The sequence below is a fragment of the Streptomyces sp. NPDC028722 genome, assembly GCF_040637655.1.
Classification (GTDB): domain Bacteria; phylum Actinomycetota; class Actinomycetes; order Streptomycetales; family Streptomycetaceae; genus Streptomyces.
Genome location: NZ_JBEZWU010000020.1, coordinates 110,691 through 136,669 on the forward strand (window position 1 = coordinate 110,691; position 25,979 = coordinate 136,669).

A 25,979-nucleotide genomic window follows, 5' to 3' on the forward strand; every position below is an offset into this window, starting at 1 on the left:
CCGAGTGCTGCGAGAGTAGAAAGGTCTGGACCACTCGTCAATAGGTCTGGACCATTCCGGAGTCGTCCCGTCAGCGCCCCGACTCACGCGCCGGAACCGTCGCTTGCACCCGGCTGCTCGGCTCCGGTTCGGCCGGTAACCGGCTGACGTGCGCGCCCTCCGCGGCCGGACCGCGCCGGTCACACGCGCTTCCCGGAACGGGAGCCCCGGGCCGGGGCCGCCGCAAATCCTGTCGACAAGGAGAAGGGTGCCGGTGGATCATTCCGGCGATGACACGCACCGACACGCCTCCCGCCTGGGACGAGCGCACCCAGCTGACCACCTTCCTCGACTACGTCCGCGCCACCGCGCGCGCCAAGTGCGAGGAACTGTCCGAGGAGGACGCCCGCTCGGCTCCTCTCCCCGGCTCGCCGCTGATGACCATGAGCGGGGTGATCAACCATCTGCGCTGGGTCGAGTACTACTGGTTCCGGGTCATCTTCCTCGGGGAGGAGGACGAGGGGCCCTGGACCGACGAGGACCCAGACCGCGAGATGCGCATCGCCGTCGACTTCCCGCTGTCCCGGTTGCTGGACGAGTACGCCGAGGGGGCCGCACGGCACAACGAGCTGATCGCCGCGCACGACCTGGGCGCCAAGGCGCGGCGGAAGCGGGACGACGGCAGCGTGTTCGACCTGCGCTGGATCGTGCTGCACCTCATCGAGGAGACGGCCCGGCACAACGGCCACCTCGACATCCTGCGCGAGCTGGCCGACGGCCGGACCGGCTCCTGACCCGACCGGCGCCCGGCCGGGCCGTGGGGGAGGGGGCTAGCGTTCCCCGCCCGGCACCCACAGCACGTCGCCGACCTCCCGGTTGGCGCTGCGGGCCAGGATGAACAGCAGGTCCGAGAGGCGGTTCAGGTAGGTCGCGGTGAGCGGGTTCATCGTCTCGCCGTGCACCTCCAGGGCCGCCCACGTGGAGCGCTCGGCCCGCCGTACGACCGTGCACGCCTGGTGGAGCAGGGCGGCACCCGCGGTGCCTCCGGGCAGGATGAAGGAACGCAGCTTCTCCAGCCGCTCGTTGAAGCGGTCGCAGTCCGCCTCCAGCTTGTCGACGTAGAACTGCTCCACCCTGAGCGGCGGGAACGCGGGGTTCTCCACCACCGGTGTCGACAGGTCCGCGCCCACGTCGAACAGGTCGTTCTGGACGCGGGTGAGGACCGTGACGATCTCCTCGTGCAGCCCTCCCAGGGCGATCGCGGTGCCGATGACCGCGTTGGCCTCGTTGGTGTCCGCGTACGCGGAGATGCGGAGGTCCGTCTTGGGCACCCGGCTCATGTCGCCGAGGCTGGTGGTGCCCTGGTCGCCGGTCCTGGTGTAGATGCGTGTCAGATTGACCATGCGGCCAGCGTAGTTACGCCCCGGCCGTCCGGAACACCCGTGTGCCCACCGTCACGGCCAGCGCGGAGAACCCGACGGCGACCAGGACGCCGTAGAGCATGTGCGCGGTGCCGTACCGGCCGACGTAGGCGTCGCGGACCGCGTCCACCAGGTAGCGGAACGGCACGAAGTGCGACAGCACGTCCAGCCAGCCCGGCGCCAGGGACATCGGGAGCATCAGCCCGGACAGCAGCATCGACGGCATCGACACCGCGTTGATCAGCGGTCCGAACTCCTGCGGGGTTCGGACCTTCATGCCCAGCGCGTACGACAGCGAGGCCAGCGAGACCGTCAGCAGGGCGACGAACGCGAAGCCGATCAGCACGCCGGTCAGCGGGGCGCGCAGGCCCATCACCAGCGCGGCCAGTACCAGCAGCACCGCCTGGAAGACGAAGACCGTGGCGTCGCGCAGCACCCGGCCGAGCAGCAGGGCGAGCCGGCTGACCGGGGTCACCCGCATCCGCTCCACCACCCCCTGTCCCTTCTCCAGGATGATCGCGAACCCCGCGAACAGCGCGCCGAACAGGCCGAGTTGCAGCAGCAGGCCGGGCACCAGCACCTGCCAGGAGCTGCCCCGACCGCCGAGCGGCAGTCCGGTGAGCAGCGGGCCGAAGAAGAGCAGATAGAGCAGGGGCGTGAGCACGCCGAAGAGCAGGGCGAAGCGGGAGCGCAGCGACTGGCGCAGATAGCGGCCGTAGACGAGGGCCGTGTCGTGAAGGAGCATCGGGCGGGTCCCTGTCGGTCTCATACGGCTACGGGGGAGGTGGCGGCCGCCGGTGCGGGGCCGCGGCCGGTGACGGCGAGGAAGGTGTCCTGGAGCGTGGCGTCCAGCGAACCGCCGTGGCGCAGCCTGAGCGCGCCCGGGGTGCCCTCGGCGGCGACCGTGCCCCGGTCGACGATCACCAGGCGGTCGGCGAGGGCGTCGGCCTCGTCCAGGTAGTGCGTGGTCAGGAGGACGGTCGTGCCGTGCCGGTCGCGCAGCCGGCGGACCAGGTCCCACAGGTCGGCGCGGCTGCCGGGGTCCAGGCCGGTCGTCGGCTCGTCCAGGAACAGCACCTCGGGGCGGTGGGTGAGGGCCATGGCGATGTCCAGGCGGCGCCGCTGGCCGCCCGAGAGCGTGCCGGTCCGCCGGTCCAGGAGTGCCGTGAGATCCAGCTCCGCGGCCAGTTCCCCGGCACGCGCCACCGCCTCCGCCCTCGGCAGGCGGTACATCCGGCCCTGGGTGACCAGTTCCTCCCGCACGGTGATCTGCGGGTCGACCCCGCCGGACTGGGCGACGTATCCGCTGGCCCGGCGCACCCCGACCGGATCGGTCGCCAGGTCGTGCCCGGCGACGGCGGCGGCCCCGCCGGTGGGTTTCAGCAGGGTGGTGAGCATCCGCAGGGTGGTGGTCTTCCCCGCGCCGTTGGGGCCGAGAAAGCCGAGGATCTCGCCCGCGTGGACGGTGAGGTCGATGCCGCGGACGGCGTCGACGGGTCCGGCTTTCGTCCGGAAGGTGCGGGCGAGGCCCGCCGTACTGATGACTGTTGCCATGCCCTCAGAAAAACAGACTCCCACCAAGTTTGCAATGGCACCAAGTTTGGTGGGTCGCCATGAATCTTCGGGCGTCCTACGATGACGGCATGGCAGAGGGGCTCAGGGAGCGGAAGAAGCGCGAGACCAGGCAGCGGATCTCGGACATCGCCACCGGACTGTTCGTGGAGCGCGGCTTCATGGCGGTGACCATGGCGGACGTGGCCGAGGCGGCCGACGTCTCCGTCAACACCGTCTACAACTACTTCCCCGCCAAGGAGGACCTCTTCTTCGACCGCTCCGCCGGCGTGGTCGACCGGCTCGCCCGCTGGGTGCGCGGCCGGGACGCGGGAGAGTCCGCCGCCCGGGCCGTGCTGCGCGAACTGCGCGAGGAGGTCGAGGCCGTCTCGCCCCGGGTGGGCCTGATGGAGGGCTACGACCGCTTCATGCGCGTCATCCACGAGGCCCCGCCCCTGCGCTCCCGGCTGTGGAGCCTCCAGCAGGAGATCCACGACAACCTGGAGACGGCCCTGCGCGAGGAGACCGGCGCGGACGACGCCGACCCGCTGCCCGGCCTGATCGCCGGTCAGATCTGCTGGCTCCACCGGACGGTCTTCGACGCGATCGGCCGCCGCATGCTCGCCGGTCACAAACCGGCCGAAGTGTCACGAGAGGTACTCGTCCTCCTGGGCGACATCGAGGACCTGTTGGACGAGAAGGTCCTCAACTACGCCGTCCGTGAGCCGTCCTGACCCCTGCCGGTGTGATGTCCGTCAAATGAGACGTGACGCGCGTTACTTACCGGTCACACAGCGGCGTCGGAGCGCTATGGTCCGCCGGAGAGAGGCAGACCTACAGCGCGTTCAGAGGAGTCGGAGTGGCACGGAAGCTCGCCGTCATCGGGGCCGGTCTCATGGGATCGGGCATCGCTCAGGTCGCCGCCCAGGCGGGCTGGGACGTCGTCCTGCGGGACGTCACCGACGAGGCACTGAGGCGTGGCACCGACGGCATCAAGGCCTCGTACGACAAGTTCGTCGGCAAGGGCAAGCTGGCGGCGCAGGACGCCGAGTCCGCCCTGGCCCGCATCACCGCGACCACCGATCTGGACGCCGCCGCCGACGCCGACATCGTCGTCGAGGCCGTCTTCGAGAAGCTGGAGGTCAAGCACGAGATCTTCCGCGCGCTCGACAAGATCGTGCGCGAGGACACCGTGCTCGCCTCCAACACCTCCGCCATCCCGATCACCAAGATCGCGGCGGCCACCGAGCACCCCGAGCGGGTCGTCGGCGTCCACTTCTTCTCGCCGGTGCCGATGATGCAGCTCGTCGAACTCGTCCGCGGCTACAAGACCAGCGACGCGACTCTCGCCACCGCGCGGGAGTTCGCCGAGTCCGTCGGCAAGACCTGCATCGTCGTCAACCGGGACGTCGCCGGCTTCGTCACCACCCGGCTGATCTCCGCCCTCGTCGTCGAGGCGACCAAGCTCTACGAGTCCGGCGTCGCCACCGCCGAGGACATCGACCTCGCCTGCAAGCTGGGCTTCGGCCACGCCATGGGCCCGCTCGCCACCGCCGACCTCACCGGCGTGGACATCCTGCTGCACGCCACGAGCAACATCTACACCGAGTCCCAGGACGAGAAGTTCGCCCCGCCGGAGCTGATGCGCCGGATGGTGGATGCCGGTGACATCGGCCGCAAGAGCGGGCAGGGCTTCTACACGTACTGATTCACCCACCCACGCACAGCCGCTCCGGGAGTATCACTCCCCGGGGTGAATTCGGTATCGGTTCGCTTACAAGCAGCAACCGCACCGCCACCCACGCAGTCAGACGTTGCACAGCATCGTCACGAAGTACGCCAACCGCAGCCAACGGGGAGCGCATATGTTCATCAGGGGCGACCACGCCGAGCTGGTCGTCGGGGGCCGCCTCGACGTCCGCAGCGCGGCGGACGCCCGTACGGCCCTGCACTCGGCCGTCGACGACGGAGTCGGTGACCTGGTGCTCGACCTGTCCGAACTGGACTCCTGGGACGCCACCGGACTCGGGGTGATCATGGGCGCCCACCGGCGGGCCGGCCGCTGCGGGCGCCGCCTGGTGCTGCGGGACGTACCTCCGCAGATGCAGCGCCTGCTGGTGGCCACCCGGCTGCACCGCATCCTCGCCATCGAGGGCGGCATCGGAGTGGAGTCGCTTCCCCGCGTGTGAGACGCGCACGGGATTGAACGGGCCGACGGGGGACACCCGGACACAGCCGCCGCGGCACCCGTCGGGGGCAATCCTCACGAGACCGTGACGTCTCGGACCGCACGGCACCCCGCCCTGTCGCAGACACCGGGTGACGGTTTAGGGTTCGGTCGCCCGCTGCCTCGCGACACTCGGCCGAGCGGGCCCGGACCAGAAGCGACAGCGCGGTGTGCGACAAGGCCGGGAGGGCCGGACACGTGCACGACGCTACTGGGGGGCTTGAACCCATGGACCCGACGAACGCCGGACCCGAGGAGCACGGACCGGCGCACAGCCGCCGCCCGCCCCGGGAATCCCTCACTGCCGACTTCGCCCCGGGCGCACCGGCACCCGCCAGGATGGCCCAACTCGTCACCGGCGACCTCCAGCTGACCGTCAACCCCGTCGACGGCAGCGAGATAGAGCCCTGCCCGCCGGCCGACCGGCCCGGCAGGCCCCGCAAACGCACCGCCGACGAGCGCGCCGGCACCGAACGCGCGGCCCGGCCGCCCGCCCCGTCCGGCCCCGCCGAACCGCCCCTCTCCCTGCTGGAGCGCCAGGACGAACGCGAGCGCCTGGTCCGCCTCCTGGCCCGCGGCCGCTCCGTCCGCCTCACCGGCCCGGCCGGCTCCGGCCGCACCGCCCTGCTCGACCTGGTCGCCGAGGACTGCCTGGACCTCGCCCCCGACGGCGTGGTGCGCCTGAACGGCCACCACCGCACGGCCGGCGACCTCCTCCACGACCTGTTCCACGCCGTCCACCACGCCCCCCGTCACCGCCCCGACGACGACGAACTGCTCGCCTGTCTCGGCGAGATCGGCGCGGTCGTCGTCCTGGACGACCTCGAGTTCGGCGGCGCCGCCCTCGACGAACTGCTCGGCGCCACCCCCGAGTGCGCGTTCCTGTTCGGCGCCACCCCGGACGTGCCCGCGCCCTCCGCCGAGTCGGACGTCGAGGAGGTCTTCCTCACCGGCCTCGACCGCGCCGGCGGCGTGGAGATCCTGGAGCGCACCGTCGGCCGGGTCCTCACCGAGGAGGAGGCCAACTGGGCCGGCGACCTCTGGTTCGAGTCCGAGGGACTGCCCCTGCGCTTCGTACAGGCGGGCGCCCTCCTGCGGCAGCGCGACCAGTTGCGGGCGGCTACCGGAGCGGTCGACGAGTACGGCGTCTTCGAGGACGTACGGGCCACCGCCGACCCGGAACCGGACACGGAGCGGGAGCACATACCCCTGCCGTCCCTCGGCGAGGCCGCGGCCCCCGCCCCGCTGCTCGCCTCCCGGCTCGGCACCTCCGCCCGCGCCGCCCTCCGCTTCGCCGTCGCCCTCGGCGGCGAGGTACCGCACCAGGCGCACCTGCCCGCTCTGGTCGGCGACACCCACGCGGACGCCGCCCTCGCCGAACTGGCCGCCTGCGGCCTGGTCTCCCCGGCCGGCTCCCGCTACCGCCTCGCGGCCGGCGTGCAGACCCAGCTGGAAGCCGCCGGATACGCCGACGACGCCGCCGACCGGGCCGTCACCGCCGCCCAGCACTACGCCTGGTGGGCCGGGCACCCCTCGGTCACCCCGGAGCGGGTGTGCGCGGAGGCCGACGCGGTGCTGGCCGCGCTCGCCGCCGTCGTACCCCAGACGTCCCCGCCCGCCGAGGAGGAGGAGAGCACCGCCGTACGGCTCGCCCGCACCGCCGCGCCCGCCTTCGCCGCCGGACTCCACTGGAGCGCCTGGGAAAGGGCCCTGCGGTCCGGCGCGGAAGCCTCCCGGATGGCCGGCGAGGTGTCCGAACAGGCCTATTTCCACCACGAACTGGGCATTCTCGCGCTCTGCACCGGACAGTTCGACCGGGCCCGCGCCGAACTGGAGACCTCCGGCGGGCTGCGTGGCGCCCTCGCCGACAAGCGGGGCGCGGTCGCCGGACGCCGGGCGCTGGCGCTGCTCGCCGACCGCACGGGCGACGTGCCCGGGCCGCCGGCGCCGGAACCTCCGGAGACGGAGCGCGGGGAGCCGGCCTGGCCGCCGTACGGCCCCGTCGGTGCCGCCCCGGCCACCCAGCGGCTCGCGCTGCCCGCGCCGCAGCCCGCGCCGCGGGGCGGCCGTTTCAAGGGCGTGGCCCGCCGCAACATGGTCGCGGCCGGCTCCGGCGCACTCCTCGCCGCCGTCCTCGGCACGGTCGTCACGCTCGGCATGACGTCCCCCGACGACACCGGGCGCGACCCGGCCGGCAAGGGCGGCGTCAATCCGTCCGCGAGCCGGGGCGCCGACGACGGCGGGGTCGTCGCGGACCCGGTGGACACCGACGGGAACGGCGGCACCGGCCGCACCGGCTCGGCCGGCGGCCGGCCCACGTCGCCGGGTCCCGACGGCACGTACGGCACGGCCGACGACCCCGCGCCGCCGGCGGACACCCCGCGGCCGTCGGAGAGCGCCGACCCGACCGGCTCCGGCACTCCCTCCGGCACCCCGTCCAGGTCACCCAGGCCGGGCGGCGGCTCGAGCGCCCCGTCCTCCGGCGGGACGACAGGGGGGACGACCGGGAGCACGACCGGCGGTACGACGGGGGGCACGTCCGGTGGCCACACCGGCGGTACGTCCACGGGAGGCACGCCCACCGGCGGCTCGACCGGCACGACCGGTACGACCGGTTCCACCGGGACCGGAGGCTCCACCGGTACGACGGGCACCGACGGCGGCTCGGCCGGCGGTGGCTCCACGGACGGGTCCACCGGGGGCGGCACGACGGGCGGCTCCACGACGGGCGGCGACAGCGGCGGCACGACGGGCGGCTCCACCGGAGGAACGTCGAGCAGCGCGTCGGCGTCGGAAAGCGCACCGGAAACGACCGACACGATGATCTGACGCCGGACACCGCCCCGGGTCGTGCCCGGGTGGCCCGCCCGCCGGTGGGGGGCCGCCCGGGGCGGGTCAGAAGAGGCGGAGTTTGTCGTCCTCGATGCCGCGCAGGGCGTTGTAGTCCAGGATCTGGCAGTTGATGCCGCGGTCGGTGGCGAGGACGCGGGCCTGGGGCTTGATCTCCTGGGCGGCGAAGACGCCGCGGACCGGGGCGAGGTGCGGGTCGCGGTTCAACAGCTCCAGGTACCGCGTGAGTTGCTCCACACCGTCGATCTCGCCCCGCCGCTTGATCTCGACGGCGACGGTCTGCCCGTCGGCGTCCCGGCAGAGGATGTCCACGGGGCCGATCGCGGTCATGTACTCACGGCGGATGAGCGAGTAGCCCTCGCCGAGCGTCTCGATGCGGTCGGCGAGCAGTTCCTGGAGGTGCGCTTCCACGCCGTCCTTGATCAGCCCCGGGTCCACGCCGAGTTCGTGCGAGGAGTCGTGGAGGATCTCCTCCATCGTGATGATCAGTTTCTCGCCCGCCTTGTTGACGACGGTCCACACGCCCTCGTCCTCGCCCTTGCCCTCCTTCAGGGCGCAGGGCGGCGACATCCAGTTGAGCGGCTTGTAGGCCCGGTCGTCGGCGTGGATGGAGACGCTGCCGTCCGCCTTGACCAGGATGAGTCGGGGCGCCGAGGGCAGATGGGCGGTGAGCCGGCCGGCGTAGTCGACCGAGCATCGGGCAATGACGAGACGCATGGTCGGCAACGCTACTCGACACCCGCAGGTGCTCGCGATCCACCTGCCCCGCTCCCTGTGGATCGTCCCCTTTGTCCCTGGAAACTCTTGTTCATCCCTGGCCGATTGTGGGCGCAACGGGACCGTTCCATATACGCATTCTGCTGGTGTGGTCACCGACCGTTGCCTACGGTAGAGCACGGGAGGTCGCGACGCATGTACTGAGCGTGTTCCAGATCGCGAACTCCCTTACCTGTCCGGCAACCCCTGTTCCCCGGGGGTGCGAGAGGAGAACCCATGTCGCTCGACGTCTCACCGGCCCTACTCGAACAGGCCGAGCGAGGCGAGGTCGACGAAGCAGCATTCGTCGACTGCGTCCGGACCTCCCTGCCCTACGCATGGGAGATGATCAGCTCCCTGGTGGCCCAGCTGAAGGTGGACGGTGGCTCCTTCGCCGACAACCAGACGCCTCCGCCGGACGAGCGGGCACGCGGTCAGCTGCTGCGTGCGCTCGCGAGTGACGCCATACGCGGCGCGCTCCAGCGGCACTTCGGTGTGCGGCTGGCCTTCCAGAACTGCCATCGGGTGGCGGTGTTCCCGCTGGACGCCTCGGTGGACGAGACGTTGGCCCGCTTCACGTCGGTACGCAGCCAGTTGCTGAACCAGTCGCCGGAGTTCCGGGACTGCTGACGCATGGTTCCGGTACGGCCGCGTCGGCGAGCCGTCCGCTTGCCGCTCCACCCGCGGGAGCACCCTTCCCGTCCCGGGGCGGCAAGCCCCCCAGGTGGCCTGCGCCCGAGAAACGGCTCAGCGCACCTGGGGCAGCACCTCGGCGCCCAGGCGCCGTAGGTTCTCCTCCGTGGCCGCGAGATCGCCGGAGCCCTCCGTCAGGAGGGCGAAGCGGGAGATGCCGGTGCGTTCCGAGGTGGCCGCGAGCCGGTCGGCGGCGAGCCGGGGGGTGCCGACCGGGTGCAGTCCGCAGAGCAGTTCGGTGTAGGCGTGCGGGTCGCGCATCGCGCGCGCCCGTCCGTCCACCGTCACATGCGCCTGGAGGCCCTGTCTGAGCCAGTCCGGCATCGCCTTCGTCAGGGTCTCCACCGCGTCCGTGCGCCGGTCGGCGAGCTGGCAGACGCCGGCCGACACATGGGCGGCGCCCGTGATCTCCTCGCCCGGCCGTCCGGCCGCACGGGCGCACCGCTGCCACAGGGCGACCATCTCGGCCTTCTCCTCGTCGCCGACGTGCATGCCGAGGAGCATCGGCAGCCCGCGCTCGGCGGCCAGCCGTACGCTCGCCGGCGAGGTGCAGGCGAGGACGACCTCGGGGCCGGGGGTGTCCGTCAGGGCCTCGGAGGGGCGGGGGACGACCGGCACCTCGCGGAAGGAGAACCGTGCGCCCGAGGCCCCGACCGACGGCTCGGCCAGCCAGCGCAACAGCAGATCGAGGGATTCCGGGAACCCGTGTTCGTACGCCTCCAGGCCCATGCCGAACACCTCCAGGTCCACCCAGGGGCCGCCGCGTCCGACGCCGAGCGTGAACCGTCCGCCGGTCGTCAGATGCAGCAGTGCCGCCTGTTCGCCGAGGGCGACGGGGTGGGCGGTGGGCAGTACGCTGACCGCAGTGCCGATCTGGATGCGGTGGGTGCGGCCGAGCAGCAGCGCGGCCAGGGTGACGGCGGACGGGCATGTGCCGTAGGGCACGAAGTGGTGCTCGGCCAGCCAGACCGCGTCCAGCCCGGCCTGCTCGGCGACCTCCGCGGAGCGGACCGCCCGGTGCAGGGCCTCCCCGGGGCCCTGGCCCGGGAACTGGGCCGCCAGCACAAAACTTCCTACGCGCATCGCATTTCCTGCTTCCTTGGCTCCGACCCGGAGCTCCCCCGCCGGGCATAACCGTCTGACACGTGCGCAGGACACGGCCTTGCGGGAAGATTTGCGGATTGTCTTTAGAATGGGTGGCCCTGGAGGGGGACTTGTACGGGTTGGTTCCCTACGCGTACCCGGCCCGGCGGCGCGTAGGCTGGAGGCGCCCCCTGCTTCCTGCATAGCCCCGAGAGGTGTCCCGTGTCTCCGCGTCGTAACCGACCGAACGCAGCCGGATCACCGGGCCGGAGCGCCCAGGACGACCGCGCCGGCCGGTACGGCGGCTGGCAGTCCACCGAGGACTGGCAGGGCGAGGAGTGGAGCGTGCGGCATGTGGCCGGGGCGAGCGCGCAGGGCAAGACGTACCGCTGCCCGGGCTGTGACCAGCTGATCCCCTCCGCGGTGCCGCACGTGGTGGCCTGGCCGGAGCATTCGGGCGTCGACGAACGCCGGCACTGGCACAAGGCGTGCTGGAACGCGAAGGACCGCCGCACCACGCGGGTGCAGCGGTCCCGTAACGCGCCGAGGTTCTAGTCCGGGTCGCCGGCCGGGGGTCTCGGACCCCTGGACCCCGGACGCCGGTCGCTCACACGTCCCGGCTCCGCAGCAGCGCGTACGCGCCCGCGTACATCACCGCGGTCAGACCCAGCATGATCCACAGCGGGTCCCAGCCCGAGGGGCCGGAGTCGGTCAGGGAATTGGCGTAGAAGACGCTCAGCTGGTTCGGGATCGAGTACTCGAAGAGCCACTCGCGCACCTTGCTGAGGGAGTCCGTCGCCATGAACAGCGCGAGCACCAGCGGCGCGAGCAGCACGCCGATCATGAGGGTGACGGCGCCCGCGGAGTGCCGGATGACCGAGCCGACGAGCAGCGAGAACAGTCCCAGCAGGGCGATGTAGAGGCTAATGCCGACGGTGGCCTTGAACCACTCGCCGCCGGAGGGGGACCGGGCGCCGGCGTCCGCCAGCATGGACGCCTGGACCATGGCCACGAAGCCGGACGAGGCCAGGGTGACGACGAACGCGACCGTGAGGAACACGATCGACTTGGCGGCGAGCACCCGGGCCCGGCTGGGGCACGCGGTCATCGTCGTACGGATCATGCCGGTGCCGTACTCGGAGGCCGTGGTCAGCACGCCGAGCGTCATGATGCAGATGCTGCCGAGGAGCAGGCCGAAGACGCCGAAGGACAGCGGGTTCTCACCGGACATGCTCGAGGAGTCGGCGTGGGCGTCGACCAGGGCGCCGGTCAGCAGACCGACACCGAGGACGAGCAGCACGAAGACGCCGAGCGTCCACATGGTCGACCGCACCGACCGGATCTTCGTCCACTCGGAGGCCAGCGCGTGCCCGAGGTGCGTGCGCACGACCGGGATGGGCGAGGTGTAGCCGGGGTACGGCCCACCGGGCGCCGCCTGCCAGTGGGGCACGGCTGCGGGGGCCTGTGGCATCGGGGGCTGCGGGGTGCTCATCGGGCGTCCTCGGGCTGGGTCGGGTCGGCGGTGACGGAGGCGGCCGGCGCGGCATCGGCGGCGGCCGCGTCGGCGGGCGCCTGCTGCGGCGCGGGCGGGCTGACCGGGGCCTGCGAGGCCGGGGTCGCGGGGGCCGGGGCGGGCGCGGACGGCTGCGTCTGCGCGGGCTGCGGGGCCGGCGGGGCCTGGGCGGGCTGCTGGGCGTACGGGTTGGCGGTGCCGGCGCCCGGGGCGCCGTACGCTGCCGGCGCGAACGGCCGGCCGCCCTGCTGGGGCGGCGGCGGGGCGTACCAGCCGGGCTGGCCCTGGCCGGGGACCGGCATGGGCGGCTGGGCGCCGGGCGGCAGCGGCTGCTGTAGGCCCGCCTTCTGGTCGATCGTGGAGCGGTAGTCCACGACGCCCTGCGTCATCCGCATGTACGCCTCCTCCAGCGAGGCCTGATGCGGCGACAGCTCCCACAGCCGTACGTCCGCCTCGTGCGCCAGATCGCTGATGCGGGGCAGCGGCAGCCCGGTGACGCGCAGCGCGCCGTCCTGCTCGGGCAGGACGTGGCCGCCCGCCTCGGTGAGCGCGGAGGTCAGCTTCTCGCGCAGCTGCGGGTCCGTGTCGGGGGTGCGCACGCGCGCGAAGTCGGCGGAGTTGGCCGAGATGAAGTCCCGCACACTCATGTCGGCGAGCAGCTGTCCGCGCCCGATGACGATGAGGTGGTCGGCGGTCAGCGCCATCTCGCTCATCAGATGGGAGGAGACGAAGACCGTACGCCCCTCGGCGGCGAGCGCTCTCATCAGGTTGCGCACCCAGAGGATGCCCTCGGGGTCGAGGCCGTTGACCGGCTCGTCGAAGAGCAGCACCTGGGGGTCGCCGAGCAGTGCGGCGGCGATGCCGAGGCGCTGGCCCATGCCGAGCGAGAAGCCCTTGGAGCGCCTCCTGGCCACGTCCTGGAGGCCGACGACCCCGAGCACCTCGTCCACCCGGCGGGCCGGGATGCCCGACAGCTGGGCGAGGCTCAGCAGATGGTTGCGGGCACTGCGGCCACCGTGCACGGCCTTGGCGTCGAGCAGCGCGCCGACCTGCCGGGGGGCGTTGGGCAGCCTGCGGTAGGGGAAGCCGCCGATCGTCACCGACCCGGACGTGGGGTTGTCCAGACCGAGGATCATCCGCATCGTCGTGGACTTGCCCGAGCCGTTCGGGCCGAGGAAGCCGGTGACGGCGCCGGGCCGCACCTGGAAGGAAAGGTTGTACACGGCGGTCTTGTCGCCGTAGCGCTTGGTCAGGCCGACAGCCTCGATCATGCTCCGCACCCATCAAAAGGTTCAGGACAGCGGGGCACACGCCCCCGTAAGGGTTAGGAGGATATCGGGGCGCTGACGGTTCCGCTCAAGAGCGGGTAAAGCCGGGACGTCACGCGCGGTGTCTGTGCGTCCACCGGGGGTCCCGGCGGCCGGGGCGGCGCGGGGGACGGACGTGACGCCGGACGCCGTACCGGGACGAGTCCCGTCAGGCCGGGCGGCGGATGCGGACGGGGCCGCGGGCGCGGTCGGGGTCGACGGGTGTGCCGTGCTGGGTGATCTCCACCTCTCCCCGGGCGGCGAGCCGGGCCGCGGCCCGGCGGACGGGCTCCATCAGCTCCCGCCATCCCTCGTCCGCGCGCGGGTGGACCGCGCGGGCCACGTCCGAGGGGCAGACGGACGCCCCCGGGGCCCTGCGGTCGAGCAGGCCGAGGACGGCGTCCTCCAGGTCGCGTTCACCGACCGCCATACCGCCGCCCCTTCCGTGAGGCCCGGTCCTCGTGCTCCAGGCTACGCGCGCGACGGCGCGTGGCAGGCGAAAGGGGCGGTGGGATGGATGCCACCGCCCCTCACGGCCTCACTGTGCCGTACGGCCCCCCGGACTCAACGGGACTGCTGTGCCGGCACCCCCCGGGAGACCGGCTCGTCGTCGGTGGACGTGCCGGCCGCGGCCACCGCGGCGCCGGTCAGCGTGGCGAGCATCTCGCGGACGTTCGTCAGCTGGGCGTTGATGCTGTCGCGGCGGTTGGTGAGCGCCGCCAGCTCCCGCTCGGACTCCGAACGGATGCGGTCGGCCTTGGCGTTGGCGTCGGCCACGATGTCCTCGGCCTGGCGCTGGGCCGTCTCCACCGTCTGGCGGGCGCGGCGCTCGGCGTCGGTGCGCAGCTTCTCCGCCTCCAGGCGGAGCTGCTCGGCGCGGTGCTCGATCTCGGCGAGGCGCTTCTCGGCCTTCTGCTGACGGGAGGCCAGGTCGCGCTCGGACTGCTCGCGGCGCTTGGCCAGGTTCGTCTCGAAGTCGGCGGCGGCCTGCGCGGCCTTCGCGCGGGTCTCCTCGAAGAGGGCGTCCGCCTCCTCCCGCTTGGACTGCGCGTCCTTCTGCGCGTCGGAACGCAGCTGGGAGGCTTCGGACTTGGCCTTCTCGACGATCCGGACGCCCTCGTCCTCGGCCTTGGCCTTGCGCTCGGAGGCGTAGGACTCGGCGTCGTTGCGGACCTGCTGGGCCGCCGACTCGGCGAGGTCGCGGTGCTGCTCGGCCGCGCGCCGGGCCTCCTCACGCAGCTCCTTGGCCTCTTCCTCGGCCAGGCGCAGGATCTTCTCGACCCGCGCGCCGAGACCCGCGTACGACGGCTCGGCGTCGCTGACCTGGGCCTGGGCGTTCTGCGTTTCGAGGTGGAGCTCCTCGATGCGCTTCTCCAGGGCGGTGATACGGGAGAGAGCGCTGTCACGGTCGGAGACGAGCTTGGAGATACGTTCGTCCACCTGAGCGCGGTCGTACCCACGCCGCACAAGCTCGAAGCCGTAGGGGGAAGTGTCGCTCATGGGGTTCCTGTCGAATGAGACCGGTGAGGTGATAAGGGGAATCCTAGGGGCCGAAGCGGTGTGTCATCGAGCGGATACGGTTTTGATCTGGAGAATGGCACCACTTTCGGGTGGCTGACCGGCGCACGGCCCGCCCAGGACCGGGGCAAAGTCCCCAGAAGGCACCGGAATCCACCCTTCCCGCTAGCCGTCCGACGACTTGCCACCCGATCGGGGGGCACCCACGGTGGCGCCCGCCTTGACTCCGCCGTCCTTGCCGGCCACCGGGGCCTCGAAGGACTCCAGCGCCTCCAGGACGTCCTGGACGCGGGAGATCTCGGTGTTGATGTCCTCGCGCCGGCGCACCAGGACCTCCAGCTCGCGCTTGCCCTCCTCGACCGTGCGCCGGGCCTCGCGGATCGCCTCCGCCCTCAGCTCCTCGGCCTCCTTGATGAGGCTGGCCTTCTTCTGCTCGGCCTCCTTGAGGAGCCCCTCCGCCTTCCTGACCGCGGCGATGCGCACCTTGCCCGCCTCGGAATCGGCGTCCGACACCAGCTGCTTGGCCTTCGCCTCGGCCTTCGCCAGCTGCTCCTCGGCGGCCTTGATGAGCGCGTCGCAGCGGTCGCCGGTCGACTTCATCGTCTCGGCGGCCTCGCGGCGGGCCCGCTCGTGCAGCTCCTCGATCTCGGTGGTGACGCGGTCGCGCAGCTCCTCCGCGCGCTCCCTGATCGCGGTGGCGTCCCGGCGGGCGCCGACCAGCAGCTCGTCCGCGTCCGTACGGGCCTTCTCCACCAGCGAGTTGCCCTCGACGGTCGCCGTGGAGACGATCCGCTCGGCCTCGCTGCGGGCCGCGCCGACCATCGTGTCGGCCTGCGACTCGGCGTCCGTGGTGGCCTTCAGCGCCTGCTGCTGCGCCTCGCTGAGCAGCTTGTCGGCCTCGGCCGCGGTCTCCGTGATGAGCGTGTCGACCTGCTCCGCCGCCTCCGAACGCCGCTTGTTGGCCTCCTTGCGGGCCTCGTCCAGAGTCCGTTCGGCCTCCTCGCGCGCGGAGTTGGCGAGCCGTTCGGCCTCGGTCTCCGCGTCCGTCCTGAGCCGCTCGGCCTCCGCCCGCAGCCGCTCGGCGTGCGCCTGCGCGGAACCGACCGTCTCGGCGGCCTCGGCGCGCAGCCGCTCGGCGTCGCCGGTGGCGTCCCCGATGAGCTGCTCGGCGCCCGCGACGGCCTCCGACCGGACCCGGTCGGCCTCGGCGAGGGCCTCGGCGCGCACCCGCTCCGCCTCCGTGAGCGCCTCCGTACGCACCCGCTCCGCCTCGGCGGCCGTCTCCGTGCGGAGCCGCTCGGCCTCGGTCAGCGCCTCGGTGCGCACCCGGTCGGCCTCTTGGGCCGTCTCGGTCTGGAGCCGTTCGGCCTCGCTGCGGACCTCGGTGATGAGCGTGTCCGCCTGGGTGGCCGCGTCCGAACGGATGCGGTTGGCGTCCTCGCGGGCGTCCGCCCGGGTACGGGCCGCCGCCTGGTCGGCCTCGGCCAGCGCGTCCGACGCCTCGGTGCGCGCCCGCTGGGCGTACTCGCCCGCGTCCGAGCGCAGCCGCTCGGCCTCCGCGATCGCCTCCGCGACCGTCCGCTCGGCCAGCGCCTTCGCGGCCTCCGTCTCCTCGTGCGCCTCGCGCCGCACCCGGGAGGCGTCCTCGCCGGCCCGCTCCCGCTCCGCGTAGGCGTCGGCGCGGACCCGGTCCGCCTCCTCCTCGGCCTCCCGCTTCGTACGGTCCGCCACGTGCTCGGCGGCCGAGCGCAGCCCGGCGATCTCCTCCTGTGCCTGCTCGTGCAGCCCGGCGACGGAGTCCCGTACCTGCTGGGCGTGCTGCTCGGCGGCGGCGACCATCTCGGTGGCGCGCCGGTCGGCCTCCTCGACCAGCCGGGTCGCCTCCGCCTGGGCCTCCTCGACCCGCGTGCGCGCCGACGCGAGCAGTTCCTCGCTCTGCTCGCGGGCCCGCTGCCGCTCCTGGCCGGCCTCCTCGCGGGCCGCGCCGAGGAGTTCCTCGGCCTCGCGACGGCGACGGGCGGCCTCCTCCTGGGCGGCGGCCAGCGTCTCGGACGCCTCGGTGCCGAGCCGCTCGGCGGCGGCCTGCGCCTCCGCGCGCACCCGGTCGGCGGTGTCCTGGGCCTCCACCTTCAGCCGCTCCGCCTCGGCGGCGGCCTCGGAACGCAGCCGTACGGCGATGGCCTCACCCTCGGCGCGGGAGGCGGACGCGTCGGACGCGGCCTCGTCGCGCAGCCGGTCCGCCTCCGTCTCGGCCTGCTGCTGGAGCGTACGGATCCGCTCGGCGGCCTCCGTGCGCAGCCGCTCGGCCTCCTCGGCGGCCTCCCGGCGGATCCGGGCGGCCTCCTCGCGGGCGTCGGCCAGCGCCTTCTCGGCCGACACCAGCCGCTCCTGCGCCTCCGTCTGGAGGCGGCCCAGCTCCTCGGCGGCCTCGGTACGGCGGGCCTCCAGGGCCTTCTCGGTCTCCTCGCGCAGCTCGCGGGCGGCCTTCTCGGCGTCCGCGCCGACCGTCTCGGCCTGCTCGGCGGCCTCGGCGCGCAGCCGCTCGGCCTCCTTGCGGGCACGCTCCAGGGTCTCCTCGGCCTGCCGGCGCAGAGCCGTGGCACGCTCGATGGCCTCGGTGCGGACCTTCTCGCTGTCGGCGGTGGCGGACTGCCGCAGCTCGTCGGCGTCCGCCTTGGCCTTGGCCAGCAGTTCCTCGGCGGTCCTGGCCGCCTCCTCGATCTGCGTGACCGCCTCGCGGCGGGCCTCGGCGCGGATCGACTCGCCCTCGGTGACCGCGTCGGCGCGCAGCTGCTCGGCCTCGCCGCGCAGCCGGCGGGCCTCCTCCTGGAGCCCGACCGTCTTGGCGCGGTACTCCTTGGTGTCGTCCTTCGCCGCGCCCTTGAGCTGCTCGGCGATGTCGTGCGCCTCGGCGCGCAGCCGGTCCGCCTCGGCCTCGGCCTCGCTGCGGATCCGCTCGGCCTCCTCGGCGGCGGCCCTGGTGGTCCTCCGGGCGTCCTCAGAGGCCTTGTTCAGGACGTCCTCGGCGGTCCTGGCCGCCTTGGACAGCTGGGTGGCGGTCTCCTCGGCGGTGATCGAGCGGGCCTTCTCGGCGGCCTCGGCGACGAGCTTCTCGGCCTCGGCCCGCGCGTCGGCGACCAGCTGCTCGGCCTCGGACCGGGTGTGCTCGGCCTCCTTGGTGGCCTCCTCGACCAGCCGGGCGACCTGCTCCTTGGCGGTGCGCGTGCGCGTCTCGTTGGCGGCCTCGGCGCTCGCGAGGGCCTTGGCGGCGGCCTCCTTCGCCTCCGTGACCACCTTGCCGGCCTCGGTCTGCGCCTTGCGCAGCGCCTCCTCGGCCGCCGTCATCCGCTCCTCGGCGGCCCGGCTCAGCTCGGCGGCCTGCCGGCGGGCGCTGTCCGACTCGGTGACCGTGGCGGTGCGCAGCTGCTCGGCGTGCTCGGTGGCCTCCTGGGCCTGGTTGGAGGCGGCGTTCAGCAGCCGCTCGGCGTCCGCGCGGGCGCGGCGCAGGATCTGCTCGGCCTCCGCGCGGGCGCTCTCGGCGTCGCTCTGGAGCCGCTCCCGGGCCTCCCGGGTCAGCCGTTCGGCCTCCGCGCGGGCGGTCGCCATGGCCTGCTCGGCCTCCGCGCGGGACTCGTCGAGCAGCCGGCGGGCCTGCGCCTCGGTCCGGGCCCGCAACTGCTCGGCCCAGGCCACGTTCTCGTTGACGTGCGACTCGACGGTGGCCCTGCGTTCGGCCAGCTCCTGGTCGAGCTGCTGGCGCCGGGTCACCGCCTCCTGGTGCAGCTCGGCCTGGAGCCGGGCGGCCTGCTCGGCGTGCTCCTGGAGGATGCGCTGGGTCTGCGCGCGGGCCTGGCTCAGCTCCCGCTCGGCGTCCTGGCGCAGCTGCTCGGCCTGCATCTGGGCATTGCGGAGCAACTGCTCGGCCTGGTAGCCGAGATCGCCCGTGTCGTAGGCGGGCCGGGTCATGAGGGTGCGGCGCGCCTCGTGCAGCTTGGCGCGCAGCACCTCGACCTGGTAGCCGAGGTCCTCGGCGTGCTGGATCGCCTTTTCCCGCTCGGTCCTCAGCCGCTTCATCTCGGCCTCGAACCGAGAGAGGTGGTCGACGTCAGCCGCCGGCTCTCGCTCCTGGCTCTCGTAGCCCCGCACTGCGCGGTCCCATCCGTCCCCTGGTCAGCTTCTGCAACGAGCCCCGTCCATCGGCCGGACGGGACCCCCGGGGAATGGTGTCAGATCAACGGCGGAGCACGGGCTGCCGCCCCGACGCTCGTCCCCCGAAACCCGGACCCCGGCATGCGGTCGTCCCCGGGTGCGGGGACGACCGCCCCCAACCCTACCGGCCCTTATGTACGGGGGTCAGTGCTCGGGCGACTCAACAGGGGCCGAAGTGACCAGTTCTGTCAGGACACCGTGGCAGTCCTTGGGGTGCAGGAAGGTGATCCGGGACCCCATGGAGCCGCGTCGTGGCTCCTCGTACAGCACGCGTACGCCCTTGCCGCGGATGTCGGCGGCGTCGCCGTCCACATCCGCCGTACCGAAAGCGATGTGGTGGACGCCCTCCCCGTTCTTCGCGAGCCATTTGCCGACCGCGGAGTCCTCGCGGGTCGGTTCCAGCAGCTGGAGGTAGGAGGCGCCGCCGTCCGACGTCTCGTTGATCTTGAGCATGGCCTCGCGCACGCCCTGTTCCTCGTTGACCTCGGTGTGGAACACCTCGAAGCCGTACGTGGCCCGGTAGAACTCGACAGTCGTGTCGAGGTCGTGGCAGGCGATCCCGATGTGGTCGATTCGCGTCAGCATGGATTCAGTGCAGCGCTCCCGGGGTGGTTACGCAACGTGCGCGCGATCACACCGACAGGCCGGTGACGGCGTGCTCACCGGCTCAGTACATTCGAAGTAAACCCTCGTTCACTCCTCGGCTGCTCGTCAGCTGGAAGGGGATCGCACCTCATGTCTTCTGGAACGACCAGCTCGGTGATCGTCGCGGGCGCACGTACGCCCATGGGGCGGCTGCTGGGCTCGCTGAAGTCCTTCTCCGGAGCCGACCTGGGCGGCTTCGCGATCAAGGCCGCCCTCGACCGTGCGGGGATCGGCGGCGACCAGGTGCAGTACGTGATCATGGGCCAGGTGCTGCAAGCCGGCGCGGGCCAGATCCCGGCCCGCCAGGCGGCGGTCAAGGCCGGCATCCCGATGAACGTCCCGGCGCTCACCATCAACAAGGTGTGCCTGTCCGGTCTCGACGCGATCGCGCTGGCCGACCAGCTGATCCGGGCCGGCGAGTTCGACATCGTCGTCGCCGGCGGCCAGGAGTCCATGACCAACGCCCCGCACCTGCTGCCGAACTCCCGCGAGGGCTTCAAGTACGGCGCCGTCGAGATGCTCGACGCGATGGCCCACGACGGCCTGACCGACTCCTTCGAGGGAATCGCCATGGGCGAGTCCACCGAGAAGCACAACACCCGGCTCGGCATCGGCCGCGCCGAGCAGGACGAGATCGCCGCCCTGTCCCACCAGCGGGCCGCCGCAGCGCAGAAGAACGGCCTGTACGAGGCCGAGATCACACCGGTGGAGATCCCGCAGCGCAAGGGCGACCCGGTGCTGTTCAGCAAGGACGAGGGCATCCGCGGCGACACCACCGCGGAGTCCCTGGGCCGGCTGCGCCCGGCCTTCGCCAAGGACGGCACCATCACCGCCGGCTCCGCCTCGCAGATCTCGGACGGTGCGGCGGCCGTGGTCGTGATGAGCAAGGCCAAGGCGGAGGAGCTGGGCCTCACGTGGCTCGCCGAGATCGGCGCCCACGGCAACGTGGCCGGCCCGGACAACTCCCTCCAGTCCCAGCCGTCCAACGCCATCCGGCACGCCCTCAAGAAGGAGGGCCTGGACGTCTCCGACCTCGACCTCATCGAGATCAACGAGGCCTTCGCCGCGGTCGCCGTGCAGTCAATGAAGGACCTCGGTGTTTCCACGGAAAAGGTGAACGTCAACGGCGGCGCCATCGCGCTCGGCCACCCGATCGGCATGTCGGGCGCCCGTCTCGTGCTCCACTTGGCGCTGGAGCTGAAGCGCCGCGGCGGCGGCGTCGGCGCGGCGGCGCTGTGCGGCGGCGGCGGCCAGGGTGACGCGCTGATCGTGCGGGTACCGAGGGCCTGAGAGTCCCGTAGGGGCCGTGTTCCGGTACGTCGGTGAAGTGAACGGAGCTGTGATGCAGGACGTCGCCACGCTGGTCGCCCAGGCGAGAGAGGGCCGGCCGCGCGCCGTGGCCCGGCTGATCTCGCTGGTGGAGGGGGCGTCCCCGCAGCTCAGGGAGGTCATGGCGGCCCTGGCGCCGCTGACCGGCAACGCCTATGTGGTGGGCCTGACGGGCTCACCCGGTGTCGGCAAGTCGACCTCCACCTCCGCGCTCGTCACCGCGTACCGCAAGCAGGGCAGGCGGGTCGGCGTCCTGGCCGTCGACCCGTCCTCGCCGTTCTCCGGCGGCGCGCTGCTCGGCGACCGGGTCCGCATGTCGGAGCACGCCTCCGACCCCGGCGTCTACATCCGCTCGATGGCGACCCGCGGCCATCTCGGCGGCCTGGCCTGGGCGGCGCCCCAGGCCATCCGGGTGCTGGACGCGGCGGGCTGCGACGTGGTCCTGGTCGAGACGGTCGGCGTCGGCCAGTCGGAGGTCGAGATCGCCTCCCAGGCGGACACCTCCGTCGTCCTGCTGGCCCCCGGCATGGGCGACGGCATCCAGGCGGCGAAGGCCGGCATCCTGGAGATCGGTGACGTGTACGTCGTCAACAAGGCAGACCGGGACGGCGCCGACGCCACCGCCCGCGAGCTGAACCACATGCTGGGCCTGGGCGAGTCCCGTGGCCCCGGCGACTGGCGCCCGCCGATCGTCAAGACGGTCGCGGCCCGCGCCGAGGGCGTCGACGAGGTCGTGCAGGCCCTGGAGAAGCACCGGGCGTGGATGGAGGAACGCGGTGTCCTCGGCGAGCGCCGCCGGGCCCGCGCGGCCCACGAGGTGGAGACCATCGCCGTCACGGCACTGCGGGAGCGCATCGGCGACCTGCACGGCGACCGTCGCCTCAGCGCCCTCGCCGAGCGGATCGTCACCGGCGAACTCGACCCGTACCGGGCGGCGGACGAGCTGGTCGCGGGCCTGACGCAGGGCTGACCCCTGCCGCCCCCACCCCCGTACCGCTAACCTGCTCCCCATGTCGTTCCTCCTCCTGGCGTAGAGCGCACCGGATGCGCGGTGACCGGTCCCCGGCCACCGCCGCCCTCGGTGTCCCCTCTTCCGCCTCTCCCAGAGGAACGTCCGCGTGTCCACGCACCCTCCGCGGCCCTCGTACGCCGCCGTCCTGCGCGTCCCTCATGCGCGCCGCACCTTCACCGCCGCTCTGGCCGCCCGCCTGTCCTACGGCACGGTCGGCCTGGCGCTCCTGCTGTCCGTCACCCGGGCCACCGGGTCCTACGCGGTCTCCGGCGTCGTGCTCTCCCTGTTCGGCGCCACGACCGTCTTCCTCATGCCGCTGCGGGCCGCGCTGATCGACCGCCACGGTCCGCGCCGGGCCCTGCTGCCCATGTCGGCGCTGTACGGCGCCCTGCTGTGCGTCGTCGCGGTCCTCACCTGGCGGCCCGGCGCGCCGGCGCCCCTCATCGCCGTCTCCGTGGCCCTGGCGGGTGCGTGCGCGCCCCCGCTCGGTCCGACCATGCGCGCCCTGTGGTCCCGGCTGGTCGAGGACCGGGACCTGCTGCTGCGGGCCTACAGCCTCGACGGAGTCGCCGAGGAACTGCTGTTCGTCTCCGGCCCGGCCCTGGTCGGCGTCCTCGTGGGCTTCGCCCCGCCGGCCGCCGGCATCCTGCTCAGCGCGGTCCTGAACGTGGCGGGCACCTGTGTCTTCGTCAGGTCCCCTGCCCTGCCCGGCCCGCGTCCCGCTCCCGGCCGGCGCCGGCGCGGCGGTCTGCGCCGGGTGCTGCCCGCGGTCGTCGTCGCCCTGGGCACGGGTCTCTCCCTGAGCGCCGTGGAACTGCTGGTGATGGCCTTCGCCACGGAACGCTCGTACGACACCGCACTCGTCCCCTGGGTGCTGGGCGCGCTCTCCGCGGGAAGCGCGCTGGGCGGACTGGCCCACGGGGCGGTGCGGTGGCGCGCGTCCACCCGCGCCCGCCTGTGCCGGTTCGCGGCGGGCCTCGGCCTGGTGCTCGTCCCGGCCGGTCTGGCGCCGGGCCTGTGGACGCTCACCGGGGCCATGCTCGTCGCGGGCGCGTTCGTCGCCCCGGCCCTGACGACGGCGTACCTCCTGGCCGACGAAACGGCCCCCGAGGGCGCCCGCACCCAGGCCGGGGCGTGGGTGAACATGGGCGTGAACGCCGGCAGTTCCGCGGGAGCACTGGTCGCCGGACTGCTGGCCGGCCGGCTGTCCTCGGCGCTGTGCTTCGCCCTGGCGGGCGGCATCGCCCTCCTGTCCGCCCTGGCCGCGACCGGCCGCGCCACCTGGGCGGCTGGAGCGGGCGCGGACTCCGCGAAGGAGGGCCCGGCAGGGCCGGAGGCGGGTTCGGCCGGTACGGGTCCGGCTGAGGCGGGTCCGGCGGGGCCGGGCTCCGTGGAGGCGGCCTCGGCTGACGCGGGTCCGGCGGAGGCGGGTCAGGCGGATGCGGGTTCCGTGGACGTGGGTGCGGTGAGAGCGAGCCGCGGGGAGGTGGAAGCGGGACCGGCGGGGCCGAGTTCGGCTCACACGGGTCCGGCGGACGTGGGTTCCGTGGGCGTGGGTGCGGTGAGAGCGAGCCGCGGGGAGGTGGAAGCGGGCTGCGCGTAGCTGGGGTCCGCGGAGGCGGGTTCGCCCGGCGCGGGTCCGGCCGAAGCGGGACCGGCGGGGCCGGGGACAGCGGAGGTGCGGCCGGCCGGAACGGGCGGCAGCGGGGCCGGTGGTGGCGAGCCGCATGGATACGCGTCCGGTGGGAGCGGGGTGCGCCTGCGCAAGCCGCGGGAGCGGGTGCGGCGGCACCGCGATAAGAACGGGCCGCGCGCCCCACCCTCTGCCCTGCTGTCACCCCCCTGAGTCCCCCGGGAGGCTCAGGGGCGTCCCCGCTGCCCTCTCAGGTGCTCGGCGATCGGCCGGAGCGCCTTGTCCAGGTCGATCAGGGCATCCTGGGACAGCAGATCGATGAAGTGCCGCCGGACGGACGACACATGGTGCGGGGCGACCTTCTGCATCGTCTCCATGCCGTGCTCGGTCAGCACGGCGTACAGTCCCCGCCGGTCGGACTCGCAGTTCTCCCGGCGCACCAGATTCGCGTTCTCCATCCGCGTGATCTGGTGCGAGAGCCGGCTCTTGGACTGGAGGGTCGCGGAGGCGAGGTCGCTCATCCGCATCCGTACGTCTTCCGACTCGGACAGGTTCACCAGGATCTCGTAGTCGTTCATTGTCAGGCCGAACGGTTGGAGATCCTTCTCGAGCTGGTACGTCAACAGCCTGTTGACCTCCAGGTGGGTGCGCCAGGCGCACTGCTCCGCATCGGTCAGCCAGCGCGTGGCCGTCTCGGTCTCCATGAATGAAGTCTACCTAAGAAGTTGAATGGCGAACTAATTCGGGTGGTGTGACTGTGCGCACGCGTTCGATGTCACACTCCGCAGACTACCGCTCACAGCCCGAAGCGACGCTGGAGGTCTCCGAGCTGTCCGGGAAGGCGCGGTGCGGCCGACGATTGCGGACCGTGTCCGGCCGGTGTCGCTCCGCCACCTCCGGGGACCCCCGGATCGGGTGGAACCGCCCCCGTGGCCGCCTCGGCCATGAGGGTCTCCGTCGACTGCAGCAACACCGTCCCCGCACCGGCGAACTCGAACTGGTGCTCCTCGCCGGAAACGCCGCCGAAGCCCGTCATCGCACGTAGACCGCCCAGTACACCCGTCAGGTACCCGTGGTCGTAGTGATGGCACGGAGACGGGCAGTCGGCCCACCCGACGAGTGCCTGAGGGTCGACCCGGATCGGAGGTTCCATGAACACCACCGGCCCGTTAGATGCGGCCACGAACTTCCCGGTTCCGATAAGGGTCAGAAAACCCGGCACGATCGATTGTTTGAGCGTGAGACTTGGCTGAAAAGCAAGCAGATTGCCCGCGCGAATGGTCAAGTTCCCGTCGTCCAGGTCGAAGGAGTTGACGTCGAAGGCCCGGTCGGCCAGCAGCATCTTCCCCGAGCCCGCCGCCACGACCCAGTCGCTCGCGTGCAGTGGCGAATGAAACGACGTACGGACGAGCCGGTCGAGTCGCCCGTGCCCGATGCCGTCGAACTCGATCGCCCCGTAGTAGGCGATCATCTTCCCCTTCTGGAGGAACCACTGGCCGCTCTTCAGCTCGACGCAGAAGGTGTACGCGTTCACGTTGTCGTCGGCGGGCAGCGTCATCGGGTCGTACACGACCGGTCCGGCGCCCGCCGTTGCGTGGGTGCTCACAGCTTCTCCTCCGACGCCTGTACGTAGACCGTGCCGCTGCCGCTCAGTTCCAGCTGGAAGGCCTCACCGGAACCGCGGCCCACCATGTCGCGCCAGCCGAGCGCGGTGGACAGTCTGTTGCGGACCTCGCCGTGGTGGGCGACGTAGGCCTGCGGGTCCACATGGACCGGGCGCTCGGGGGTGACCGGGAGCGCGAAGACGCCGCCGTGCGCCATGACGGCCACCGAGCCGTGCCCCTGGAGGGTCGTCGTGAACAGGCCCTGCCCGGTGACCTGGCCACGCACCAGCCCCATCACCCCGCCCTGCGCGCCCATGAACATCGTGCCCTGCCGCAGCGTGCCCTCGAAGGCGAGCAGCCGGTCGGCCTCCACGTACAGCGTGTCGCCGGTGAGGCCGATGACGTGCACGTGATGACCGCCGTGCCCGAAGAACACCGTGCCGCTGCCCTCCACGGTCATCAGCGGGGTCGCCTCGCCGGCCACTCGGCGCCCGATCATGGACATCACCCCGCCCTGGCCGCCCTGGACGCTGGGCGTGAAGGCCACGTCCCCCTTGTAGGCGAGCATCGCCCCGCGCTGGCTGAACAGCCGCTGCCCCGGCAGCACGGTCGCCTCCACCATCTTGGAGTTGATCTCCCGGAACGTCAT

At 72.7% G+C, this 25,979-nt stretch carries 23 protein-coding genes and 1 pseudogene; 10 read left to right on the plus strand and 14 right to left on the minus strand.

Annotated elements, in window-relative coordinates; translation table 11 throughout:
* Nucleotides 1–269 precede the first annotated feature (269 nt).
* Entirely contained in the window at nucleotides 270–773 is a 504-nt protein-coding gene (locus AB0F03_RS26955; protein ID WP_361996394.1) for a DinB family protein, read from the plus strand.
* A gap of 36 nt (nucleotides 774–809) precedes the next feature.
* Here AB0F03_RS26955 and AB0F03_RS26960 read toward each other — a convergent pair whose 3' ends face one another.
* From AB0F03_RS26960 to AB0F03_RS26970, 3 genes are read right to left on the minus strand one after another with little or no spacing between them, the layout of a single operon-like run.
* Nucleotides 810–1,382, minus strand: a complete 573-nt coding sequence (locus tag AB0F03_RS26960) for a cob(I)yrinic acid a,c-diamide adenosyltransferase (RefSeq protein ID WP_361996396.1) — start codon at nucleotides 1,380–1,382, stop codon at nucleotides 810–812.
* 13 nt (nucleotides 1,383–1,395) lie between these two features.
* Complete coding sequence (locus AB0F03_RS26965) at nucleotides 1,396–2,145, minus strand: ABC transporter permease (protein ID WP_361996398.1); 750 nt, start codon at nucleotides 2,143–2,145, stop codon at nucleotides 1,396–1,398.
* 20 nt (nucleotides 2,146–2,165) lie between these two features.
* A complete protein-coding gene (locus tag AB0F03_RS26970; protein WP_361996400.1) occupies nucleotides 2,166–2,954 on the minus strand; it encodes an ATP-binding cassette domain-containing protein in 789 nt (262 codons plus the stop codon).
* Nucleotides 2,955–3,043: 89 nt separating this feature from the next.
* Between AB0F03_RS26970 and AB0F03_RS26975 the strand changes: the two genes are divergently transcribed.
* From AB0F03_RS26975 to AB0F03_RS26990, 4 genes are all read left to right on the plus strand, one after another.
* Complete coding sequence (locus tag AB0F03_RS26975) at nucleotides 3,044–3,685, plus strand: TetR/AcrR family transcriptional regulator (protein ID WP_361996402.1); 642 nt, start codon at nucleotides 3,044–3,046, stop codon at nucleotides 3,683–3,685.
* 125 nt (nucleotides 3,686–3,810) lie between these two features.
* Nucleotides 3,811–4,659, plus strand: coding sequence for a 3-hydroxyacyl-CoA dehydrogenase family protein (locus AB0F03_RS26980; RefSeq protein WP_361996404.1), 849 nt, complete (start codon nucleotides 3,811–3,813; stop codon nucleotides 4,657–4,659).
* Between the two features lie 157 nt (nucleotides 4,660–4,816).
* Nucleotides 4,817–5,140: an STAS domain-containing protein gene (locus tag AB0F03_RS26985; RefSeq protein ID WP_356820139.1), complete on the plus strand. Its 324-nt coding sequence runs from the start codon at nucleotides 4,817–4,819 to the stop codon at nucleotides 5,138–5,140.
* A gap of 266 nt (nucleotides 5,141–5,406) precedes the next feature.
* Nucleotides 5,407–8,007: an ATP-binding protein gene (locus AB0F03_RS26990; RefSeq protein ID WP_361996406.1), complete on the plus strand. Its 2,601-nt coding sequence runs from the start codon at nucleotides 5,407–5,409 to the stop codon at nucleotides 8,005–8,007.
* A 66-nt stretch (nucleotides 8,008–8,073) separates the two neighbouring features.
* On the opposite strand, the gene nucS is transcribed toward AB0F03_RS26990, so the two are convergent.
* Complete coding sequence (nucS, locus tag AB0F03_RS26995; protein ID WP_121786858.1) at nucleotides 8,074–8,745, minus strand: endonuclease NucS; 672 nt, start codon at nucleotides 8,743–8,745, stop codon at nucleotides 8,074–8,076.
* Nucleotides 8,746–9,021: 276 nt separating this feature from the next.
* Between nucS and AB0F03_RS27000 the strand changes: the two genes are divergently transcribed.
* A complete protein-coding gene (locus tag AB0F03_RS27000) occupies nucleotides 9,022–9,414 on the plus strand; it encodes an SCO5389 family protein (protein ID WP_121786857.1) in 393 nt (130 codons plus the stop codon).
* 117 nt (nucleotides 9,415–9,531) lie between these two features.
* Here the strand turns inward: AB0F03_RS27000 and AB0F03_RS27005 are convergent, their stop codons facing one another.
* Nucleotides 9,532–10,560: an LLM class flavin-dependent oxidoreductase gene (locus AB0F03_RS27005; RefSeq protein WP_361996409.1), complete on the minus strand. Its 1,029-nt coding sequence runs from the start codon at nucleotides 10,558–10,560 to the stop codon at nucleotides 9,532–9,534.
* A 222-nt stretch (nucleotides 10,561–10,782) separates the two neighbouring features.
* On the opposite strand from AB0F03_RS27005, the gene AB0F03_RS27010 reads away from it, so the two are divergent.
* Nucleotides 10,783–11,115, plus strand: a complete 333-nt coding sequence (locus tag AB0F03_RS27010) for an ATP/GTP-binding protein (RefSeq protein ID WP_361996411.1) — start codon at nucleotides 10,783–10,785, stop codon at nucleotides 11,113–11,115.
* A gap of 52 nt (nucleotides 11,116–11,167) precedes the next feature.
* On the opposite strand, the gene AB0F03_RS27015 is transcribed toward AB0F03_RS27010, so the two are convergent.
* The 6 genes from AB0F03_RS27015 to mce all read right to left on the minus strand — a co-directional run bounded on the left by AB0F03_RS27015 (nucleotide 11,168) and on the right by mce (nucleotide 19,692).
* Nucleotides 11,168–12,052 carry an ABC transporter permease subunit gene (locus AB0F03_RS27015; RefSeq protein ID WP_361996413.1) on the minus strand — a complete coding sequence of 295 codons (885 nt, stop codon included), beginning with the start codon at nucleotides 12,050–12,052 and terminating at the stop codon, nucleotides 11,168–11,170.
* Nucleotides 12,049–13,344: an ABC transporter ATP-binding protein gene (locus AB0F03_RS27020; RefSeq protein WP_361996415.1), complete on the minus strand. Its 1,296-nt coding sequence runs from the start codon at nucleotides 13,342–13,344 to the stop codon at nucleotides 12,049–12,051. Before AB0F03_RS27020 ends, AB0F03_RS27015 begins: the two co-directional genes overlap by 4 nt.
* 205 nt (nucleotides 13,345–13,549) lie before the next feature.
* Nucleotides 13,550–13,810, minus strand: a complete 261-nt coding sequence (locus AB0F03_RS27025; protein ID WP_361996417.1) for a DUF3253 domain-containing protein — start codon at nucleotides 13,808–13,810, stop codon at nucleotides 13,550–13,552.
* Between the two features lie 134 nt (nucleotides 13,811–13,944).
* Entirely contained in the window at nucleotides 13,945–14,880 is a 936-nt protein-coding gene (locus AB0F03_RS27030) for a cellulose-binding protein (protein WP_361996419.1), read from the minus strand.
* A gap of 183 nt (nucleotides 14,881–15,063) precedes the next feature.
* Complete coding sequence (gene scy / locus AB0F03_RS27035) at nucleotides 15,064–19,044, minus strand: polarized growth protein Scy (RefSeq protein WP_361996421.1); 3,981 nt, start codon at nucleotides 19,042–19,044, stop codon at nucleotides 15,064–15,066.
* Nucleotides 19,045–19,251: 207 nt separating this feature from the next.
* The gene (gene mce, locus AB0F03_RS27040; protein WP_356820155.1) at nucleotides 19,252–19,692 is read right to left on the minus strand and encodes a methylmalonyl-CoA epimerase; all 441 of its coding nucleotides are present in this window, start codon (nucleotides 19,690–19,692) and stop codon (nucleotides 19,252–19,254) included.
* Between the two features lie 150 nt (nucleotides 19,693–19,842).
* Here mce and AB0F03_RS27045 point away from each other — a divergent pair, with 150 nt between their 5' ends.
* The 3 genes and pseudogenes from AB0F03_RS27045 to AB0F03_RS27055 form a co-directional block, all read left to right on the plus strand.
* Complete coding sequence (locus tag AB0F03_RS27045; RefSeq protein ID WP_356820157.1) at nucleotides 19,843–21,042, plus strand: acetyl-CoA C-acetyltransferase; 1,200 nt, start codon at nucleotides 19,843–19,845, stop codon at nucleotides 21,040–21,042.
* Nucleotides 21,043–21,094: 52 nt separating this feature from the next.
* Nucleotides 21,095–22,051, plus strand: a complete 957-nt coding sequence (gene meaB, locus AB0F03_RS27050; protein WP_356820159.1) for a methylmalonyl Co-A mutase-associated GTPase MeaB — start codon at nucleotides 21,095–21,097, stop codon at nucleotides 22,049–22,051.
* Between the two features lie 148 nt (nucleotides 22,052–22,199).
* Nucleotides 22,200–23,357 (plus strand): annotated as a pseudogene (locus AB0F03_RS27055) (MFS transporter); the annotation flags it as partial.
* A 596-nt stretch (nucleotides 23,358–23,953) separates the two neighbouring features.
* On the opposite strand, the gene AB0F03_RS27060 reads toward AB0F03_RS27055, so the two are convergent.
* From AB0F03_RS27060 to AB0F03_RS27070, 3 genes are all read right to left on the minus strand, one after another.
* Nucleotides 23,954–24,430: a MarR family transcriptional regulator gene (locus AB0F03_RS27060; protein ID WP_361996424.1), complete on the minus strand. Its 477-nt coding sequence runs from the start codon at nucleotides 24,428–24,430 to the stop codon at nucleotides 23,954–23,956.
* Nucleotides 24,431–24,522: 92 nt separating this feature from the next.
* Complete coding sequence (locus AB0F03_RS27065; RefSeq protein WP_361996425.1) at nucleotides 24,523–25,332, minus strand: AIM24 family protein; 810 nt, start codon at nucleotides 25,330–25,332, stop codon at nucleotides 24,523–24,525.
* Entirely contained in the window at nucleotides 25,329–25,979 is a 651-nt protein-coding gene (locus AB0F03_RS27070; RefSeq protein WP_361996427.1) for an AIM24 family protein, read from the minus strand. Before AB0F03_RS27070 ends, AB0F03_RS27065 begins: the two co-directional genes overlap by 4 nt.

Bases quoted from the DNA above. Each gene is read 5' to 3' on its own strand.
- AB0F03_RS27045 (WP_356820157.1), top strand. From the start codon at position 19,843: ATGTCTTCTGGAACGACCAGCTCGGTGATCGTCGCGGGCGCACGTACG.
- AB0F03_RS26970 (WP_361996400.1), bottom strand. From the start codon at position 2,954: ATGGCAACAGTCATCAGTACGGCGGGCCTCGCCCGCACCTTCCGGACG.
- AB0F03_RS27020 (WP_361996415.1), bottom strand. From the start codon at position 13,344: ATGATCGAGGCTGTCGGCCTGACCAAGCGCTACGGCGACAAGACCGCC.
- AB0F03_RS27015 (WP_361996413.1), bottom strand. From the start codon at position 12,052: ATGAGCACCCCGCAGCCCCCGATGCCACAGGCCCCCGCAGCCGTGCCC.
- AB0F03_RS27000 (WP_121786857.1), top strand. From the start codon at position 9,022: ATGTCGCTCGACGTCTCACCGGCCCTACTCGAACAGGCCGAGCGAGGC.
- AB0F03_RS26975 (WP_361996402.1), top strand. From the start codon at position 3,044: ATGGCAGAGGGGCTCAGGGAGCGGAAGAAGCGCGAGACCAGGCAGCGG.
- AB0F03_RS26990 (WP_361996406.1), top strand. From the start codon at position 5,407: ATGGACCCGACGAACGCCGGACCCGAGGAGCACGGACCGGCGCACAGC.
- AB0F03_RS26955 (WP_361996394.1), top strand. From the start codon at position 270: ATGACACGCACCGACACGCCTCCCGCCTGGGACGAGCGCACCCAGCTG.
- AB0F03_RS27005 (WP_361996409.1), bottom strand. From the start codon at position 10,560: ATGCGCGTAGGAAGTTTTGTGCTGGCGGCCCAGTTCCCGGGCCAGGGC.
- AB0F03_RS27030 (WP_361996419.1), bottom strand. From the start codon at position 14,880: ATGAGCGACACTTCCCCCTACGGCTTCGAGCTTGTGCGGCGTGGGTAC.
- meaB (WP_356820159.1), top strand. From the start codon at position 21,095: ATGCAGGACGTCGCCACGCTGGTCGCCCAGGCGAGAGAGGGCCGGCCG.
- mce (WP_356820155.1), bottom strand. From the start codon at position 19,692: ATGCTGACGCGAATCGACCACATCGGGATCGCCTGCCACGACCTCGAC.
- AB0F03_RS27025 (WP_361996417.1), bottom strand. From the start codon at position 13,810: ATGGCGGTCGGTGAACGCGACCTGGAGGACGCCGTCCTCGGCCTGCTC.
- AB0F03_RS26985 (WP_356820139.1), top strand. From the start codon at position 4,817: ATGTTCATCAGGGGCGACCACGCCGAGCTGGTCGTCGGGGGCCGCCTC.
- AB0F03_RS26960 (WP_361996396.1), bottom strand. From the start codon at position 1,382: ATGGTCAATCTGACACGCATCTACACCAGGACCGGCGACCAGGGCACC.
- AB0F03_RS26965 (WP_361996398.1), bottom strand. From the start codon at position 2,145: ATGCTCCTTCACGACACGGCCCTCGTCTACGGCCGCTATCTGCGCCAG.
- nucS (WP_121786858.1), bottom strand. From the start codon at position 8,745: ATGCGTCTCGTCATTGCCCGATGCTCGGTCGACTACGCCGGCCGGCTC.
- AB0F03_RS27060 (WP_361996424.1), bottom strand. From the start codon at position 24,430: ATGGAGACCGAGACGGCCACGCGCTGGCTGACCGATGCGGAGCAGTGC.
- AB0F03_RS27070 (WP_361996427.1), bottom strand. From the start codon at position 25,979: ATGACGTTCCGGGAGATCAACTCCAAGATGGTGGAGGCGACCGTGCTG.